Genomic DNA, 17,263 nt, shown 5'->3' on the forward strand with positions numbered 1-17,263 from the left:
AATATGTAGTTATAAAACTATATAATGAAAAAGCTTCAGGTAATTCTGGAGCTTTTTTTATATTATTACATATCATAACAAACAAATACTTGAACGAACACAACACTAAAGCTCAATTTTTTTGCCACACACACCCAAACTTATTTCTTCAAAAGCGTTGTAAAGGCTGTAGAAGAGGCATGTGTCACACCTGTATTAATCAACACAACGATTATTGCTCAAGTTGCCTAAGACAATCTTTTAAATTAAGTAGTGCTTACGAAAATCAACGACAGATTATAAGAATGGTATGCTCGGGTATTATTGTTGGCTTAATCTTTCTGGCATACCAATTGTTTGTTTCTAAAATTATTAATTATCCTTATCTTTTACTTGGATTTGGAATAGGCATTTCTATTATGTCTATGTATTATATAATGGGCAGGACTGATGTGTTTTCAGAGATAAGTAAGATCCCATTTATTGGCGGAAAACTTGCTATGGCTACGTTAGTTTTAACCGCCATTTCTGGAGGCCCAATTCTATACTTTCTTTATAAAATAGGCATGCAATTAAAATCTAATTATTTAAAATCTCGTCAATAACAATTTGGTACTTATCAAAGTCTTCTAAATTATTATGACCTCCACCTTTAATAGTTATAAAATTTGTTTGACTAGGAGCCACTGTATTCAATTTTTCAGCAGAAGAATAAGGCACTACAGCATCGTCTGTACCATGAAATATGGTTATAGGACAACTCACATCAACAATAAATTCATTTGAAGGGAATTTATATTTCAGCAAAGTAGATACTGGAAAAATAGGGAAGCGGTGTTTTGCCACATCCAAAATACTATAATATGGCGTTTCTAAAATCAATTGTTTGGGTTTATTTTTTGAAGCTAAATATGTCGCCACTCCTGTTCCTAAAGAACGTCCATAGATAACGATATCATCTTCAGAATAATCATTTAAAAGATAATCATAGCAGTATTGAGCATCTCTGTAAAATGCCTCTTCACTGAGTTTACCTTTACTTTTTCCATAAGTACGATAATCTATAATTAGCACATCATAATGTTTGGCCACAAAGTATTCAGCTATAGCACCCCATCTACTAAGGTCACCAGCGTTTCCATGGAAATACAAAATAACGCCTTTGGGGTTTTCAACTTTAAAATGAATGGCATTAAGACTAACACCTTCCTCTGGTTTTAAAAACAATTCCTCAAAAGGATAATCAAATTCATATTGATAATCCTGTTCTAAAACCGTTGGCAAAAACAGTATTTTTTCCTGCAAAAAATGAAGTGATGCGCCTATCATAACATAAATTAATACAACTACCGTTATAGCGGTTTTAAGCCTTTTTTTTAGTCGGTTTTGAGGAGTGAATGACATTAATACTAGTGGTTTCTAAATCGATGGTTTTGGGTGCTTTATTTAAAATATCGTCTAACATACGATGGTATGATTCAAAGTTATTAAGATTTTTATGTCCGCCACCAATTACGGTATGTAGCTTGGTTAATTTCGGGTTTACCTGAGATAGCTTGACGCTCGTTTTGTACGGAATCAATTTATCATGCGTACCATGAATAATATGAATAGGACATTGCACATACTTTAGCCATTTATAAGTTGGCAAAGGATATTTCATTAATAAAGACAAAGGCATAAATGGTGCATACCTAGCCGTGACTTTGGTTAAACTATAATATGGTGCGTCTAGCACAAGCATTTTAGGATGATTCATCGATGCCAATTTCGCGGCAAAACCAGAGCCTAATGATCTACCATAAAGAATAATTCGATCTTCGGTCGTTTGTTCTTTGAGCTTATTATATACCAATTGTAAATCACGTTTAATCGCTTTTTGTGATCGTCTTCCAGTACTTTTTCCAAAACCACGATAATCTACCATTAACACATTATAACCATGTCTTGTAAAATCTACGGCAAATTTCCCCCATCCTTTAATACTCTTAGAATTTCCTTTTAAATACAACACAACACCCTTACTCTCTCCTTTTGGAAAAAAACGCAACCCATTAATAATGGCACCATCTCGTGTTTCTAAGTTATATTCTTTGGTCTCTTGATTTTCATAATCAAATTGAAAATCGGCGGGCAACTTTTCGGGTTTAAACAACATATAATCCTGCAAATAGTATAGGGCTATACTAATAGCAATATAAATAGCAAGAACTGTTATTACAATAGACAACCAATAAGGCATAGAAAAGGTTTTGTTGTAACAAGATAGCAAAAAATTACTACCAATTCTTCATTATTGCATCTCCACGACTTTTGCTATAGGGATATCATTAATGAAAACATTATCTAAAACGGCTTCTCCATTTTTTACATAAACCAAAGCATACGTATTGTTAGGAATCGAATCACGCTGAGCATTTCTATGTGCTACTTCTGCATCATAGGCTTTACTTTCTTCCATATAAAATTCATTAAACGGAAGGCTAAACTCCAAAACACTATTTGAATCACTAAACCATCTTACTTTTGCCTTTACAAAATCTCCCGACTCTGGTGTATATGCATGAACTGAAAGGGCTTTCACAAACCCCAAGCTGTCATTAGCAATAGATACATAAACATCTTGATGTCTTTGCCAGTTTTCATCATTAGCCATAGCGCTGTCCAAATCATAATTAAGAAAAATATATTTTCCTTTAAACGGATCGGAAGGATCAATAGGTTGGGTTTTAAACTTATAGGCCGTCCCTGTTTTTAAAACGGACTCACGTTTAAAAATCATTTGTCCAGGAATACCAATTTGTACAATGGCTAATGCAATGAACATTATAAATATATATTTAGTTTTCATGATTTATTGATTTTGAGATTCTACTCTAGATTTTTGTTTTTTAAGCATAACATAATTGGTAAAAAAGAAGCCTAGGCCAACAGACACAAATAACAACCCTCTAATAACAAAGCTCATATTAGTATCAAAAAACCTACACGTAACTAAGGCTGCAATAATTAATAACCCATAGTTAAGTATTCCGAAATGAAATTTATCGGCTCCTATTTTAATAGTTGTAATTCCAAGGGCTAAAACACTAAAATTAATTGCTATTGTGCCTAACACAGGAATATTTAATCCAAACACATACAGCAGAGCACAAAAAATGAATACGTATTGAAATGCGTTAAATTCTTTTAGCCATTTTTTAAAATAAGAATACAAGAGCACATATATATTTGCCACCAAAAGAACCACTGAAACAACACTTTCTTGAGCTCCAAAAAAGAAATGCTCAATATGCCAAAAACTATCAAAACTCATGATTAGCAACATCATAACAATACCCAAAGATCCAAAGATAAGATAACCATTACGTCTTAACTTTTGCGACTCAAGCAATGGTATTTTCCCTATGTTATAAAACAAACTAAAGAGTAATACATACATTAAAAAACCAAGTTCAGACACATCTTTAACGAACGCACCAATCACAATGGTTAAACTCAAAGGCAACAACCAACTAAAAATTGATGTTATGTTAGGGGCTTCTTGCTTTTTAAGCAACACTAAATAATGAGGCATAATTGCTGCTATAACCACCAAGTACATCCATGGCGTTTGAGGCATCGAAAAATAGCTAGTATAACCAATTTCAATGGCATAAAACGTAATAAATATTATGTTTAAAAAAGCAATTGTATTAGATTTAAGTAAATAGATTAATGGCAAACTTAATGCTATCCAAGTAAGCACGTACGTACTTAAATTACCAGGAATATTATAAATCTGACTCACAAGGGCTATACTAGATCCGATAGCAAAAAACAAGAAGGTTCCAGAAGATTCTTTCCATGCAACACTTTTCTTTTTTAAAATTGAAAATGCTACGAAAACCTGACCAATTACTAATGGTAAAAATGCAAAAGTTGTCTTTGTCATTCTATTAAAATGATCCCAATTGTGTGCGAGAATTAGAATGATACCCAAACCAACCAATAAGGAACCTAACACCCCAAAAACTGTAAACAATTTATTGGATGAAGGTGATGCTTTAGATTGATAATAAGCCTCAATTTTTGAAGCAACTTCAGACGAAATCACATTCTCGCTTACTAAATGGGGCAATTCTTTTATAAATTTTGAATTCATTTTTTTTAATTTAAAAATTTTAAAAATATATCAGCAAATGGATCTTGATTCAAGACTGTATAGTAAAACAACGCACCAAGCCAGCCATGAAAAAGGCCCAGTACATATAAGTTTTTAACTTTCAGATAAACATAACCGTAGAACAAAGCCAAAATAAATGTGGCTATCATAAGCCAAACTGAAGGGTAATGCACAACAGAAAACAGTATCGCTGTTAAAAGTACAACAAGACCATTCTTAAGTTTAATAGACTTTAATGTACTTAAATTTCCGGCCACCAAACCTATAGTAAGAAACTGTTGTACAGTACCCCAAATAGGATATGTGATTAGCAACGGCAACACATGCCATGTTAAGTTTAACGTACCCTGAACTAATCCAATAACAATAAAACTAATGACCGAAATCACGCCAAAAGGCAGTACTAGTTTTAGCGCTTTTTTGAAATTATCGCATCTAAATCCCCAATCTTTTAAAACATGCTTATCTTTTTTATAGCGATAATACACATAAATAGACCATGCCAAAATTGCACTAACTACAAAAGGCAATCTCCAATTAAGGTAATCCATAAATATAAACTTACCAGCTCCTGTTAAGGCAACGGCAATGATCTCTAATAATCTTACTTTATCAGAAATAGGTCTCGTCAATCTATAGTTTGAAAAATCTATCAAATATTTCGTGAGCTTCACTTTCATATCCAACTGTGATTTTTAAACGGAAATGCTAATACACTGAAAACGATTATAAAAAACATCAATATCATAAACGTGATTTCTTTTACATCTCGATCTCGGATTTTTCGTGATAAGCGCTTATATAAGAATGCTAATACAAAGCCTATCACAATAAAAAAAGGTCCCGTAATAATAAATAACATGGATGTTCCTGTTTCCGTAGGAACAACTGCGGCCATAATCACTGTTAAAAATCCAGCAACAATTAATGATATAATTTTATGTGTGTCTTTCATATTAATTAGCATAAGGATAACGAATGAGATCTAAATAACAACCAAAAAATAAAGCAATGTCCATACATACAGTATTGATATAATAATTCCCAAAACGAAATACGATTTACATCTACGTATTTTACTTTTCAATCGAGCTCCACAGTAAAATCCATAGAGAATCAATTCTAAGACTATGAAATCTATAGTGAACATCATAAAAAGCGTCCAATCTGAAAACATGTGTTCACTTGCTGCAGGTTCCATGCAGCACAGCCAGCTTAAAATAATGCCTAACAAGAAAACCATATAAGCAAGACCTGATAAAACAACTGCAACTAAAATAAAGTGACCATAGTGAAGTTGTTGTTTCATTATAAAACCGAATTGTCTCTTGAGCTTTAAAAACATTTTTCTATATTAAATTTGCTTTATTTAAAACCTTTCAGGCATGACGCCCGAAAGGTTTAGGGTAACTAACCAACCCATCATCAAAACAAAAAAATCATATATACGATAATCCCTTCTGCGATTCCTGTGATGATGCTCATTCCTAAAATATCTTTGATTTTACTTCTTAAAAAGAACACGACACTTAAAATGGCCATTATAGCAGCTAATAAAATTTCTAATGCCCCTATTTTTGAAAGCAAGAATGTTATTCCTGTAAACGTGGCTGTAATTCCTGCAGTAATAAGACAAAATTTGACAATCTCATCTTTAGTGTAGTTGCCTTCCTTAAAGCCTCGTCTCAAATCTCTAAGAATAGATAAAATAAAAAGTAATGGAACTACAGATAAAAATGGAGCAAAAATAACTTTGATCCCCTTAATAATGCGAGGGTCATTATAGATAAAAAACGCTATAGCGGTAAATGCTAATAAAGCTGTAACTATAATCGCTTGGAATGTAAATAACAATTCCCTTTTGTTTGCATTGGTTCTCGGTTTCGGAGGTTGCATAATTGGATTCATAATTTTAAGTTTTTGATGATTTTACTTTATTTAAATTAATTAAGCGGTTAGAAAAAAGATATGAATGGCTAATGAGAGTAGGACACCGCTTAAAATACCGTTGACTCTCAAATTATTGTACAAGATGTAATTGAGCACATAACTGCTAATGGTCGTGGAGTTAATGAGATGTGCAAAAATGAGATGGTTTTCTAATTTCTGACCTGTCATCCATTCTATAAACTGCATGCTCAACACACCTATTAGCATACTCACTACAAGAAGTATGGTAGCTGGTTTTTGGTTTTTTAGTTTGTATTCATCTGTATTTTCTGGTATAAAATGTTCAATCAATAGAAAACGGACAAAAAATAACATTGGTAATGGGAACAAAATAGATGCAATAATTTTAATAACATCCTTTAAAGTTTTGATCTCATCATAGCCCAAAAACACTAAATAGACAAACACAACTACCGATACTCCAGTAGTGACAATAAATGCTGTATTGACTTGCTTGAGTTTCATTTTAGAAACGTGTAAGATTCGCATTGGTTATAGTACGACTTGCGAGTTGCTCTACGCAATGGTTATAACCTTCTATAATTTCATTTTGAATCTCTTTTGAAAAGATAATCACTGTACTAATCGCTATTAAAAAAGCTGTAGTTTGAATAAATCGTTTCATAATATTTTGTTTTGTTGATTACACTACAAATGTGCGACAGTTAGCTCAATACAGAAACACAGTTTTTACAAAAAACTGACGATATATTATATTTTATTACACATATAAATACTATATTTACATATATTTATTAATAATAACTGACGATTTAATGACAGATTTAAATGCGATAGTTTCAACCTTTTCTTCGGAAGATGAGCAGCGTTTCATCAACTATTTAGAAAAGAAAAACAAAAGAAACGACACCAAAAACATCGCACTATTCAAACTATTGGCTCAAAATGAACTAACGTCCAAAGAAATTTGTGTTAGCATTTACAAAAGCTATAGGAAAGATGCCTATCACGCCTTGCGAAAACGCCTTTATCAATCGCTTATCGATTTTATAGCCAACACCAATTTAGAAGAGGAAAATTCGGTGGATATGCAGATCATCAAATACATTTTGGCATCTAGAACCTTTCTAATTCACAAAAAACCTAAGATTGGTTATCACATTTTAGATAAAGCAGAAACACTAGCGAAAGAGCACCACTTATTCCCAATTCTCAATGAAATTTATCACACGAAGATTCAGTACGCTTATTTAAACCCATCAATTGACATTAACGACCTTATTATAAAGTTTAGATATAATCAAAAGCAACATTTTATTGAAGAGGAACTTAATTTGGTTTACGCCAAAATAAGACAAACCTTAAGCGATATGACCTACAAAGGCAAGGTTTTAGATTTTGAAACAATCCTAAAAAACACTCTAGAAGAACACAATATTGATGTTTCAGAATCACTATCATTTAAATCTTTATACCAACTCATTACAATTGTAAGTCTTTCTGCTTTTGTAACCAATGACTACCTCAAGATTGAATCCTTTTTAGTCGACACCTACCAAAGCATCAAAGACCATAAAACCAAAGACAAGCAATTGGTTTATCATATCCAAGTGGTCTACATGATTGCCAACACCTTGTTTAGGAATAAAAAATTTGATCATTCCTTAAACTATCTAAATGAGATGCAATTATTAATGACTCAACAACGAAGAAAATATTATGCCACATTTAAATTAAAACATAGCCTCCTTACAGCATTAAATTACAACTACAGCAATAAGCAAGAAGATGCTGTTAAACTTTTAGAATCTGTGAAACAAACAAAACACACCGATATAGAATCGCTTTTAGATATTCATTTAGGTTTAGTCATGTTTTACATCCAAAAATCCGATTTTAAAAATGCCAAAACTATCTTCTCAAAATTTTACCACACCGACAAATATTACATAGAAAAAGCGGGTAAAGAATGGGTTATAAAAAAGAACCTAGCCGAAATAATTCTCTTCATTGAATTGGGTGAAATTGATCTTGTTGAATCTAGATTATTAAGTTTCAAACGTTCCTATTTTGATTATTTACAGCAGATTAACCAAGAAAGAGCAATTATTTTTATAAATTTAGTCACATTTTATTTTAAAAATCCTGAGACAATTAGATCTAAAGATTTCAAAAATAAAGTTGAAAATGCGTTTATCTGGATTGATGAAAAACAAGAAGACATTTTTGTAATGAGTTTTTATGCATGGCTCAAAAGTAAAATGGAATCAAAACCCTTATACGAAACAACATTAGAACTTGTAAAAAAAGCACAAATTGTTAATTAGAGGTTAAAATTACAAGCCTAATTAAACTATTTCTGCCAAATGAGGTCAAAGATACATCGATTAAAAAAACGTATAATATTAAATTAAAACAAAACAGATTATGAAAAAATTAATTTTAATTGCTCTAGCATTTGTATCGGTCCAAGCCTTTGCTCAAAACAAAGAAAAAAAGGAGCTTAAAGAAGCTAAAAAAGCTAAAATAGATATGAGACATGACATGTCTGCTGAAGACATGGCCACTATCAGCACAAAAAAAATGACCCTCGCTTTAGATTTATCGGACCAACAGCAAGTGCAAGTAAAAAAACTAATGTTGGAGCAGGCAGAGACCTTGAAAGCAAAAAGGGATAAACGTGAGAAAATGGGAAAAGAAAAAGGGGATAAAAAGATCGCAAAAGAACAACGCGTTAAAATCCTAAACGAAAAACTCGATCACCAAATTGAGATGAAAAAGAAAATGAAATCTATTTTAACTTCTGAGCAATATGAGAAATGGGAAAAAATGCAAAGCAGACGTCATCATAAAATGAAAGGAAAAGCCAAGAAGAAGTCTAAACATTAAATGTATTTCGCAGATATTTATAAACAAAGCATCGATTTTAACAGTCGATGCTTTTTTTTATCATAAAAATCACTAATTTTAAGGCTGTTGAACTATTTACGAAAAAGACAATGAAAAAATTAATTACACTTTGCTTATTTGCCTTTGCATTATTATGCAGCACACAAAATGCAACTGCTCAGAACACATTGGAAATCAATGAGACTGCAAATGCAAAAACCAAAGAACTTAGAAAAAAAATTAAGTTTGAGCAAAATAAAATGGATGATGTATATAGAGCTTATCAAGCCTATGGTATAGCATACAAAAAAATAAGTGGCAATCTAGAAGGTAATAAAGTTCGTCTAGAAAAAATTGAAAAAGTGTTAGATGAAAAGCTAAAAACGATACTTACTGAAGAACAATTTCACAACTATTTAGAACTCATAAGAGGTCTATAGCAGAGATTAAAGATAACAATAAAAAAAAAGCGACTATAAGTCGCTTTTTTTTTATTGTTATAATGTTTGAGCCACTGTTTCTACAGCTCTAATAGTTTCATCCAAATCGGCATAACTCAAGGCGTCTGTGATAAACCAGGTCTCAAATGCACTTGGAGCAATATAAATACCTTCCTTTAGTAAGCCGTGAAAAAAGCGTTTAAAAGTCTCATTATTCCCTTTTGCGGCAGTGTCAAAATCAACAACTTCATCTTCAGAAAAATGAATTGATATCATCGAACCTCGTCTATTAATTGTATGTACAACACCATATTTATCGAGAGCCTTTGCACAACCTTCGTGTAAGTACTCTGTCTTATCTGCCAATCGACTAAACAAGTCTTCATCAGCGTTTATAGCAGTTAACATTGTAAGTCCAGCTGCCATTGCCAAGGGATTACCACTTAATGTTCCTGCCTGATACACTCTTCCTAACGGAGCCAAATGATTCATAATCTCATTACGTGCCGCAAATGCTCCCACTGGCAGTCCTCCACCTATTACTTTTCCGAAGCAAACGATATCTGCGTTAACATTGTAAAGCTCCTGAACCCCACCTTTAGCTAACCTAAAACCAGTCATCACCTCATCAAAAATAAGCAAGATATCATGCGCATCACAAACAAGTCTTAGTGCTTCTAAAAAGTTTTCTTTAGGAGGAATACACCCCATATTTCCTGGGACAGGCTCTATAATAATGCAAGCAATATCACCAGCATTCGCAGCAACTAGTGTTTTAACATGCTCAATGTCGTTAAAACGTGCCAATAGGGTATCTTTAGCCGTTCCTTGAGTTACCCCTGGACTGTTTGGACTCCCAAAAGTAACAGCTCCACTTCCAGCTTGAATTAAAAAAGCATCACTATGTCCATGGTAACAACCAGCAAATTTTATTATTTTTTCCTTTCCAGTATAACCACGTGCCAAACGCACAGCGCTCATGCAAGCCTCAGTTCCTGAATTAACGAAGCGAATTTTATCAATATTAGGCACCATTGATACGGCCAGCTCTGCTATTTTTGTTTCAATTTCAGTAGGCATTCCATAAGACGTACCGAGTTTTGCCCTCTCTATCACAGCATCAACAACAGGCGCATAAGCATGTCCTAATACCATTGGTCCCCAAGAGTTGATATAATCGATATAACGATTATCATCTTCATCATAAACATAAGCCCCTTTTGCAGATTTAGCAAAAATAGGTGTTCCTCCAACCGCTTTAAACGCTCTAACTGGAGAATTTACGCCGCCTGGAATAACCTCTTCCGCAGCCTTAAATAACGCACTACTACGTTGATATAACATATTAATTTGATTTTATAATAAGAATTTGACCAAGTGAAAGGTCATTGTTTTTTAAGTTATTGAGACGCTTTATGTCTTCAACAGACATATGATATCGCTTTGATAATGAATACAAGGTATCCCCTTTTACAACTTTATGATTTATTGACACGTCTTTCTTGTCTGCCCTTTTAGGAGTAGAAATATTACCAAGTACCATGTCATCAAATTTATCAAGCTCATAGCGTTCGATTAAACTTATCAGTTTTTGAGGATAACGTCTATCAGTTGCATAACCCGCAGCACGAAGCCCTTTAGCCCAACCTTTATAATCATTTGGTCGCAACTCAAATAACTTTGAATAACGCCCTCTTGTTGTTAAGAACTTAGAATGATCTTCAAATGAGGTGAAGGCGTGATCATATTTCCTGAAACATTCTTGAGATTTATCATCGTCATGATAGATTTTTTTTCCAGTCCAACCATGACATTTAATCCCAAAATGATTGTTCGCCTCTACAGACAATCTACCCTTACCTGAACCTGACTCTAATATTCCTTGAGCTAAAGTAATACTTGCAGGAATCTTAGACACTCGCATTTCATCCATTGCAATAGTGCTGTAGGTCAAAATGTATTTTTCTGTAGCACTTAAATTCGAGTTTTTAGGAATTTCCGTAGTCTTAGGTACAGACTTGGTTTCTGAAGTTGGTTCAACCTCAACAACACGTTCTGTTTTTTGCTTTGATTTTTTCTTTTTAGTGACAATCTTTTTCTTAGATCCACAACTAAAAACTAAAATTCCAGTAAATAAAATAACAAGTAATCTTTTCATAAATATCAAACGATTAAAGGCTTTTTTTGTTGTTTTAATTTTTGGTTCATCCCGTCAATTCCTTGTAATCCACCAGAATGAATAACCAAAATTTTCGAGTCTTTCGGGAAATAATTCTTTTTTATTAAATCATAAATACCATACATCATTTTTCCAGTATAAACTGGATCTAAAGGAATATGATGCAAACGCTTAAATGTATTGATAAAGGCAATCAGTTCATCACTTACTTTCGCATAACCTCCAAAATGATAATTAGTAATTAATTCCCAATTTGTATGTGTTGCAAATTTAGCAATTTCTTCTTGTAAAAATTCACCTTTTAAAGCAGGAAAGCCTAGAATTTTTTGATGTGGTAATGCCGAATTTATTAATCCGGAAATAGTCCCTCCTGTTCCTACAGAACAACAGACATAATCATAATGATTGTCATACTTTGTTAAAATTTCTTCACACCCTTTTATGGCCAATTCATTCGTCCCACCTTCAGGGATAAGATAAAAATCACCGAATTCTTTATGCAGTTCGAACAAAAAATGGTCATCTGTTTTACATTTATAATCTTGACGTGATACAAATTTGAAACGCATTCCGCATGTCTCAGCAAAACTCAAAGTTGGGTTAGAATCAATTTTCGATTGTAACTCTTCGCCTCTTATCACACCAATTGTTTCAAAACCAAATTCTTGCCCTGCCGAAGCTACAGCAGCAATATGATTTGAAAATGCCCCTCCAAAAGTTAGTAAGCACTTTTTTTGCAACCGTTTCGCTTCAATAAGATTATATTTTAGCTTTCGATATTTATTACCAGAAATATGAGGATGAATTAAATATTCGGGCTTTATATAAACCTGATTATCAACACTTAAATCCCCTTTATCTTCAAATTTTAACATTTAGTCGAATATAATAACTGCATTGATATAAACAAAGGTAAAAAAGCTATATTTATCATAGAATAATTATGCATGGTAAACAAAAACCGCACAATCATGTTTAGAATTCTAAAGCGAATCCCCCTAATCGTCAGTTCATAGCCTATGCTAAATTCATGAATTTCATGATTTATTTGTTACGTTTAAAATGGAACATGTATGATTAAAAAATTACTCTTAGCCTCAGTATTTACTATATTTTTAAGCTCGGAACTGAGTGCTCAGGTCACTATCTTCTCAGAAGATTTTGAAACTGCGACTGGACAAGAAAATCAAGCCACACCCTATATAGGCTGGCAAACTGGCGATTTTGCAACCACGCCCCCAACAAATAATAACTACTGGTGGGTTTTAGATAACACGCGATGTAATGTCATTTCTGGCAACTACTCCATGGCCGTTAGCATAAACAATCCTGTAACGACTGGCACAAGACCAGAGTATCGAGACAATAGAGTAGCCTCAACTCTTGTTTACTACACGACTCCGATTGATGCTACCAACTATACAAACGTTACATTAGATTTTAATTGGATATGTGAAGGTGAACTATTTTTTGATTTTGGATCTGTCATCTATTCGTTAGATGGAACCACATGGGCTGCGCTTCCTGGAGTTTATCAAGGACAAAGCACAACTCAAAATGTCACAAATTTAGACCTTTCGGTAATTGATGGACAACAGTTTTATCTTGGTTTTGCTTGGGAAAATGACAATTCTGTTGGAGGTTTTCCAGCATTTACTATCGATGATATTGATGTTAAAGGAATAGCCTTAACTCCGTGTACAACACCCAATCAGCCAACGGCTCTTAATTTAACCCCAACTGGAGATACTGTATTTGGTTCATTTACAGATGCTGCTCCTGTCCCAGATAATTATCTCGTTGTTGTAAGTACCTCTGCAACTGCACCAACGCCCGTGAATACAACAACTTACAATATAGGCGACACTATAGGTGCTGGTTACGTGGTAGTTGATATTGATAACGACACAAACTTTACAGCAACAGGCCTAAACTCTGCAACCACATACTACTTATACGTGTTTTCATATAATGATGTTTGCTCTAATGGACCTCTATACAACACTATTAATCCTCTAAATGGAAGTACGACAACAACGACTTCTACATACTGTACTCCAGCCACTAATAATTCGCCAATTACTAAATACATAGATGATGTTCAATTTATTGGAACACTTAATGACGTCTCTAATCTTGGCAGTGGTTTTTCGAACTCACCATCAGGATATCAAGATTGGTCAGGATTAACAAATAGTATTCAGGCGCAAGGCGAAGGTGTAAACGTTTATGTAGAATCGGCTACAGGACGAGGACGTTATAAAGCATGGGTAGATTGGAATAAAGACGGTGTCTTTAATAATGACGCCTCGGAAATCGTCTATGACTCTGCAGGAACATTAACAACAACAACGACCTTTAGCTTTGTAATTCCAGCAAATCAAGCCATAGGTGATTATAGAATTCGAATAAGATTTCATAATGCCTTTAATGATCGCTTTGGAACCGAATTGGGATCATACAACTTTACGGCCTGTGAACCCTTTATCAATCATGATTTTCCAGGTCAAAATAATGATTACACTGATTATGGAGAAGCCGAAGACTACTTATTTACAGTAGTGCAAAGTTGTGGTGCAACAATAACGAGCAAAATGGACGGCTCAACTTGTGGACCAGGTGCCGTAACCCTTCAAGTAACAGGTTCTGCAGGGACAACGCAATTTAAATGGTATGATGCCGAAACAGGAGGCAATTTAGTAGCAACAACAACAGGAGACTGGTCTCCAATAATCTCTAATACAACTACCTATTGGGTAACAGCAGACAACGGTAGCTGCGAATCTTTGGTAAGAACCAAAATCACAGGAACTGTTAATCCAATAACAACACTTACTATTACACCAGCGATACCAGAAATTTGTGGCGAAAATGACATTATTCAAATAGCCGCAATTGGAAGCACAGAACTTGCTTATTTAATTGACGAAGATTTTGAAACTGGCGGACTAGGAGTTTTTACTCAAAACAACATTGAGGTTAATGGAGCTCCCTTTGATGGAATTTCTCAATGGCAATCGCAAACTAGTACCTATGAACCATTTCAATTTGTTTGGAATCCAGCAATATCCTCTGGTTTTGGTGCAAATAATTTTGTAATGAGTACTTCAGATTCAGGAGTAATTCATACCGAAAACGAATTAATTTCCCCCTTATTAGATGCCTCTACTTTTACGGGCCTCACATTAGAATTGGATATGTATTTTTCGCAATACTTCCCATCAGTTCCGGAATATGTAAATATTGAAGTCTCAACAGATGGTGGAACAACATGGCCAACCATAATTGCGAACATTACTAATGATGTAGGGTTCGGAACTAATTTTAGTCATTTAACATATGATTTATCCGCTTTTGATGGTGCACCAAGTTTAATGGTAAGAATTTACTATTATGCAGATTGGGGTGATGGCGTCGCAGTAGACAACATTCAACTTCATGGAACACGACCACTTAGCCCATCTTTTACTTGGACTGGCACAGTTGACGCTTATACTGACGCTGCAGCTACTATACCTTACACTCCTGGAACAGCCACAGGATCCGTCTATGTAAAACCAACTTTTACACAACTGCAACAACCAACTTTTTCTTTTACCGCTAATGCAACACTTTCAAACGGTTGTACCATTAGTAAAGATATTTCAATTACTAATAATACAAAAATCTGGAATGGTACTCAGGGCACAACAACATGGAACGACCCAAATAATTGGTATCCTACGGGAGTTCCAACTAGCGATAATTGTGTTATTATTGATGATGTTGGTGTGTTACCAGACCCTACTATTTTAGGACCACCGGTACCTCCAACTCCTTCATACGCAAGAAATTTAACCATTAAAAGTAATGCCAATTTAGAACTGGAATCGTCAACATCATTAACTGTTACGGATTGGATAAATGTAGATGCAAATGGCTCATTAATGGTAAAAAACAGCGCTAATTTAGTACAGGTGACCAATGTAGCTACCAATAACAATACAGGAAATATCACAATGCAGCGAGAGGTTACTGGGTTAAGTACTTCAGATTACGTTTATTGGTCTTCTGCCGTTGAAAATTTCGGACTTAGTGGAGTATCTCCTGGTACAAGTGCAGGATACCTCTTAGACTGGATTCCTACAGTTGGTGGAAATGGTGCTGGTAACTATGGCGAATGGCGTTCCCTTTCAGAAAACATGACTCCAGGAAAAGGTTATGCTATAAGGGGATTATCTGGAACTTTAACACCAAATACTGCAGAGTTTATTGGCCGTCCAAGTAATGGTATAATTAACAGACAAATCTTAAGAGGCACCTATAACGGAGTAGACTACCCAGGTGCTGGGGCAACTGTTGCCACAGCCATTGATGATAATTGGAATCTTGTAGGTAATCCTTTTCCCTCGGCAATTTTTGCTGACACTTTTATTACAATGAATGCTTCTAATATCATTGATGACTCCAATCCGGCAATAGCAGGAACTGTTTATCTTTGGTCACATCAATCAGCTCCAAGCAATGCTGTTACCGACCCGTTTTATGGCGATTTTGTTTATAATTATAATCCAAATGATTACATCGCTTACAATTTGACAGGTTCTACTCCAGCAGGATTTAATGGATTTATTGGTGCAGGTCAAGCATTTTTTGTTCTCATGGATCATACCGCGTCAACACCAGCGAATCTTGTATTTGACAATACAATGAGAAACGGTGTTTATAGTAATAATCAATTTTACAGAAATGCTAATCCTTCATCTAATGATAGTGATACTGTAATAGTAAAGCATAGAATATGGCTAGATTTAATTGATAATAACAATAACGCGCATTCTATATTAGTGGGTTATATTTCAGGAGCCACCAATGATAAAGACAGACTTTATGATGGTGATCAGTTAAGTGATGGCAACACACTCTTCTATTCAATTATTGATGAAAAAAGCATGTCGATTCAAGGGAGATCGCTTCCTTTTAACAATAATGATATTGTTCCTCTTGGATACAGAATCTCTCAAAATGGAGATTATTCTATTGCAATCAACACAGTTGACGGCTTATTTGAGGACATCAATCAAAACATCTTTTTAGAAGACACCTATACAAATACAATTCACGATTTACGTTTAAGTCCGTATAATTTTAACTCAAATGCTGGAACTATTAATGACAGGTTTATTCTGAGATATACAGATAACACATTATCTGTTGATAACCCAGAAGCATTAGACGGACTTACTATAATTGCTCCAAACGGAAAATACATTAAAATAGAATCAACGACCAATCCTATTCAAAATGTAAAGGTCTACGATTTATTAGGAAGAGTGGTAATAGATAAGCCTAACGTAAATGCTAGTGAGTTAAATATTCAAACCAAACATCTAGCAAATTCTGCTTACATTGTAAAAGTAACATTGCTAAATGACCAACAAAAAATTCAAAAAGTCGTTCTTAAGCAATAAAGCTAAGAATCATAATAAAAAAAGACCGCCATACATTTCGAAGGCGGTCTTTTTTATTTTAGATATCATAGACTCGGTAATCATATTTCATTTAAAACATAATCTTAATTGATAATCTTAATCAAAAAAGTTAAAATTATTAGCTATTCACAACATGTTAACTAAAATCATATTAATTACACAATAAAACATTAAAATTATTAATATTTTTTCATACATTAATCATCTTTAAGCCTCAAATCTATATTAG

General features: G+C 33.9%; 18 protein-coding genes. 5 read left to right on the forward strand and 13 right to left on the reverse strand.

The genetic code is table 11. The features are described from left to right. The first annotated feature begins 179 nt into the window (after nucleotides 1-179). Nucleotides 180-584, forward strand: coding sequence for a hypothetical protein (locus tag Q0787_RS00220; RefSeq protein ID WP_298900167.1), 405 nt, complete (start codon nucleotides 180-182; stop codon nucleotides 582-584). Here the strand turns inward: Q0787_RS00220 and Q0787_RS00225 are convergent. The 10 genes from Q0787_RS00225 to Q0787_RS00270 form a co-directional block, all read right to left on the reverse strand. Beyond that, nucleotides 559-1,383 (reverse strand): alpha/beta fold hydrolase, encoded by an 825-nt coding sequence (locus Q0787_RS00225; protein WP_298900168.1) that lies wholly within the window; start codon nucleotides 1,381-1,383, stop codon nucleotides 559-561. The genes Q0787_RS00220 and Q0787_RS00225 overlap by 26 nt on opposite strands. Next, complete coding sequence (locus tag Q0787_RS00230; protein WP_298900169.1) at nucleotides 1,343-2,221, reverse strand: alpha/beta fold hydrolase; 879 nt, start codon at nucleotides 2,219-2,221, stop codon at nucleotides 1,343-1,345. The genes Q0787_RS00225 and Q0787_RS00230 overlap by 41 nt, the downstream gene beginning before the upstream one ends. A 51-nt stretch (nucleotides 2,222-2,272) precedes the next feature. After that, nucleotides 2,273-2,830: a GDYXXLXY domain-containing protein gene (locus Q0787_RS00235; RefSeq protein ID WP_298900170.1), complete on the reverse strand. Its 558-nt coding sequence runs from the start codon at nucleotides 2,828-2,830 to the stop codon at nucleotides 2,273-2,275. A gap of 3 nt (nucleotides 2,831-2,833) precedes the next feature. After that, nucleotides 2,834-4,123 (reverse strand): DUF2157 domain-containing protein, encoded by a 1,290-nt coding sequence (locus tag Q0787_RS00240; RefSeq protein WP_298900171.1) that lies wholly within the window; start codon nucleotides 4,121-4,123, stop codon nucleotides 2,834-2,836. Between the two features lie 5 nt (nucleotides 4,124-4,128). Beyond that, nucleotides 4,129-4,824: a CPBP family intramembrane glutamic endopeptidase gene (locus Q0787_RS00245; protein WP_298900172.1), complete on the reverse strand. Its 696-nt coding sequence runs from the start codon at nucleotides 4,822-4,824 to the stop codon at nucleotides 4,129-4,131. Continuing rightward, entirely contained in the window at nucleotides 4,821-5,099 is a 279-nt protein-coding gene (locus tag Q0787_RS00250; protein ID WP_298900173.1) for a hypothetical protein, read from the reverse strand. The genes Q0787_RS00245 and Q0787_RS00250 overlap by 4 nt, the downstream gene beginning before the upstream one ends. Nucleotides 5,100-5,129: 30 nt before the next feature. Next, the gene (locus Q0787_RS00255; RefSeq protein WP_298900174.1) at nucleotides 5,130-5,453 is read right to left on the reverse strand and encodes a hypothetical protein; all 324 of its coding nucleotides are present in this window, start codon (nucleotides 5,451-5,453) and stop codon (nucleotides 5,130-5,132) included. Nucleotides 5,454-5,569: 116 nt separating this feature from the next. Beyond that, nucleotides 5,570-6,052: a hypothetical protein gene (locus Q0787_RS00260; RefSeq protein WP_298900175.1), complete on the reverse strand. Its 483-nt coding sequence runs from the start codon at nucleotides 6,050-6,052 to the stop codon at nucleotides 5,570-5,572. A gap of 39 nt (nucleotides 6,053-6,091) precedes the next feature. After that, a complete protein-coding gene (locus Q0787_RS00265) occupies nucleotides 6,092-6,559 on the reverse strand; it encodes a hypothetical protein (RefSeq protein WP_298900176.1) in 468 nt (155 codons plus the stop codon). A gap of 1 nt (nucleotide 6,560) precedes the next feature. Continuing rightward, nucleotides 6,561-6,719, reverse strand: coding sequence for a hypothetical protein (locus Q0787_RS00270; protein WP_298900177.1), 159 nt, complete (start codon nucleotides 6,717-6,719; stop codon nucleotides 6,561-6,563). Nucleotides 6,720-6,870: 151 nt separating this feature from the next. Between Q0787_RS00270 and Q0787_RS00275 the strand changes: the two genes are divergently transcribed. The 3 genes from Q0787_RS00275 (at nucleotide 6,871) to Q0787_RS00285 (ending at nucleotide 9,384) form a co-directional block, all read left to right on the forward strand. After that, nucleotides 6,871-8,382: a hypothetical protein gene (locus tag Q0787_RS00275; RefSeq protein WP_298900178.1), complete on the forward strand. Its 1,512-nt coding sequence runs from the start codon at nucleotides 6,871-6,873 to the stop codon at nucleotides 8,380-8,382. A 100-nt stretch (nucleotides 8,383-8,482) separates the two neighbouring features. After that, nucleotides 8,483-8,944 carry a hypothetical protein gene (locus Q0787_RS00280; RefSeq protein WP_298900179.1) on the forward strand — a complete coding sequence of 154 codons (462 nt, stop codon included), beginning with the start codon at nucleotides 8,483-8,485 and terminating at the stop codon, nucleotides 8,942-8,944. 110 nt (nucleotides 8,945-9,054) lie between these two features. Further along, on the forward strand, nucleotides 9,055-9,384 hold the full coding sequence (locus tag Q0787_RS00285; RefSeq protein ID WP_298900180.1) for a hypothetical protein: 330 nt from the start codon (nucleotides 9,055-9,057) through the stop codon (nucleotides 9,382-9,384). A 57-nt stretch (nucleotides 9,385-9,441) separates the two neighbouring features. Here the strand turns inward: Q0787_RS00285 and hemL are convergent, their stop codons facing one another. Genes hemL through Q0787_RS00300 form a run of 3 tightly spaced genes read right to left on the reverse strand, consistent with a single transcriptional unit; the run spans nucleotide 9,442 to nucleotide 12,438 of the window. Then, nucleotides 9,442-10,728 carry a glutamate-1-semialdehyde 2,1-aminomutase gene (gene hemL / locus Q0787_RS00290; protein ID WP_298900181.1) on the reverse strand — a complete coding sequence of 429 codons (1,287 nt, stop codon included), beginning with the start codon at nucleotides 10,726-10,728 and terminating at the stop codon, nucleotides 9,442-9,444. Between the two features lies 1 nt (nucleotide 10,729). Beyond that, nucleotides 10,730-11,542: a glucosaminidase domain-containing protein gene (locus tag Q0787_RS00295; protein WP_298900182.1), complete on the reverse strand. Its 813-nt coding sequence runs from the start codon at nucleotides 11,540-11,542 to the stop codon at nucleotides 10,730-10,732. Nucleotides 11,543-11,547: 5 nt separating this feature from the next. Continuing rightward, nucleotides 11,548-12,438, reverse strand: a complete 891-nt coding sequence (locus Q0787_RS00300) for a 1-aminocyclopropane-1-carboxylate deaminase/D-cysteine desulfhydrase (RefSeq protein ID WP_298900183.1) — start codon at nucleotides 12,436-12,438, stop codon at nucleotides 11,548-11,550. Nucleotides 12,439-12,636: 198 nt separating this feature from the next. Between Q0787_RS00300 and Q0787_RS00305 the strand changes: the two genes are divergently transcribed. After that, complete coding sequence (locus Q0787_RS00305; protein ID WP_298900184.1) at nucleotides 12,637-17,013, forward strand: GEVED domain-containing protein; 4,377 nt, start codon at nucleotides 12,637-12,639, stop codon at nucleotides 17,011-17,013. The last annotated feature ends 250 nt before the right edge of the window (nucleotides 17,014-17,263 follow it).

The organism is uncultured Psychroserpens sp., assembly GCF_947492715.1.
Taxonomy (GTDB): Bacteria; Bacteroidota; Bacteroidia; order Flavobacteriales; family Flavobacteriaceae; genus Psychroserpens.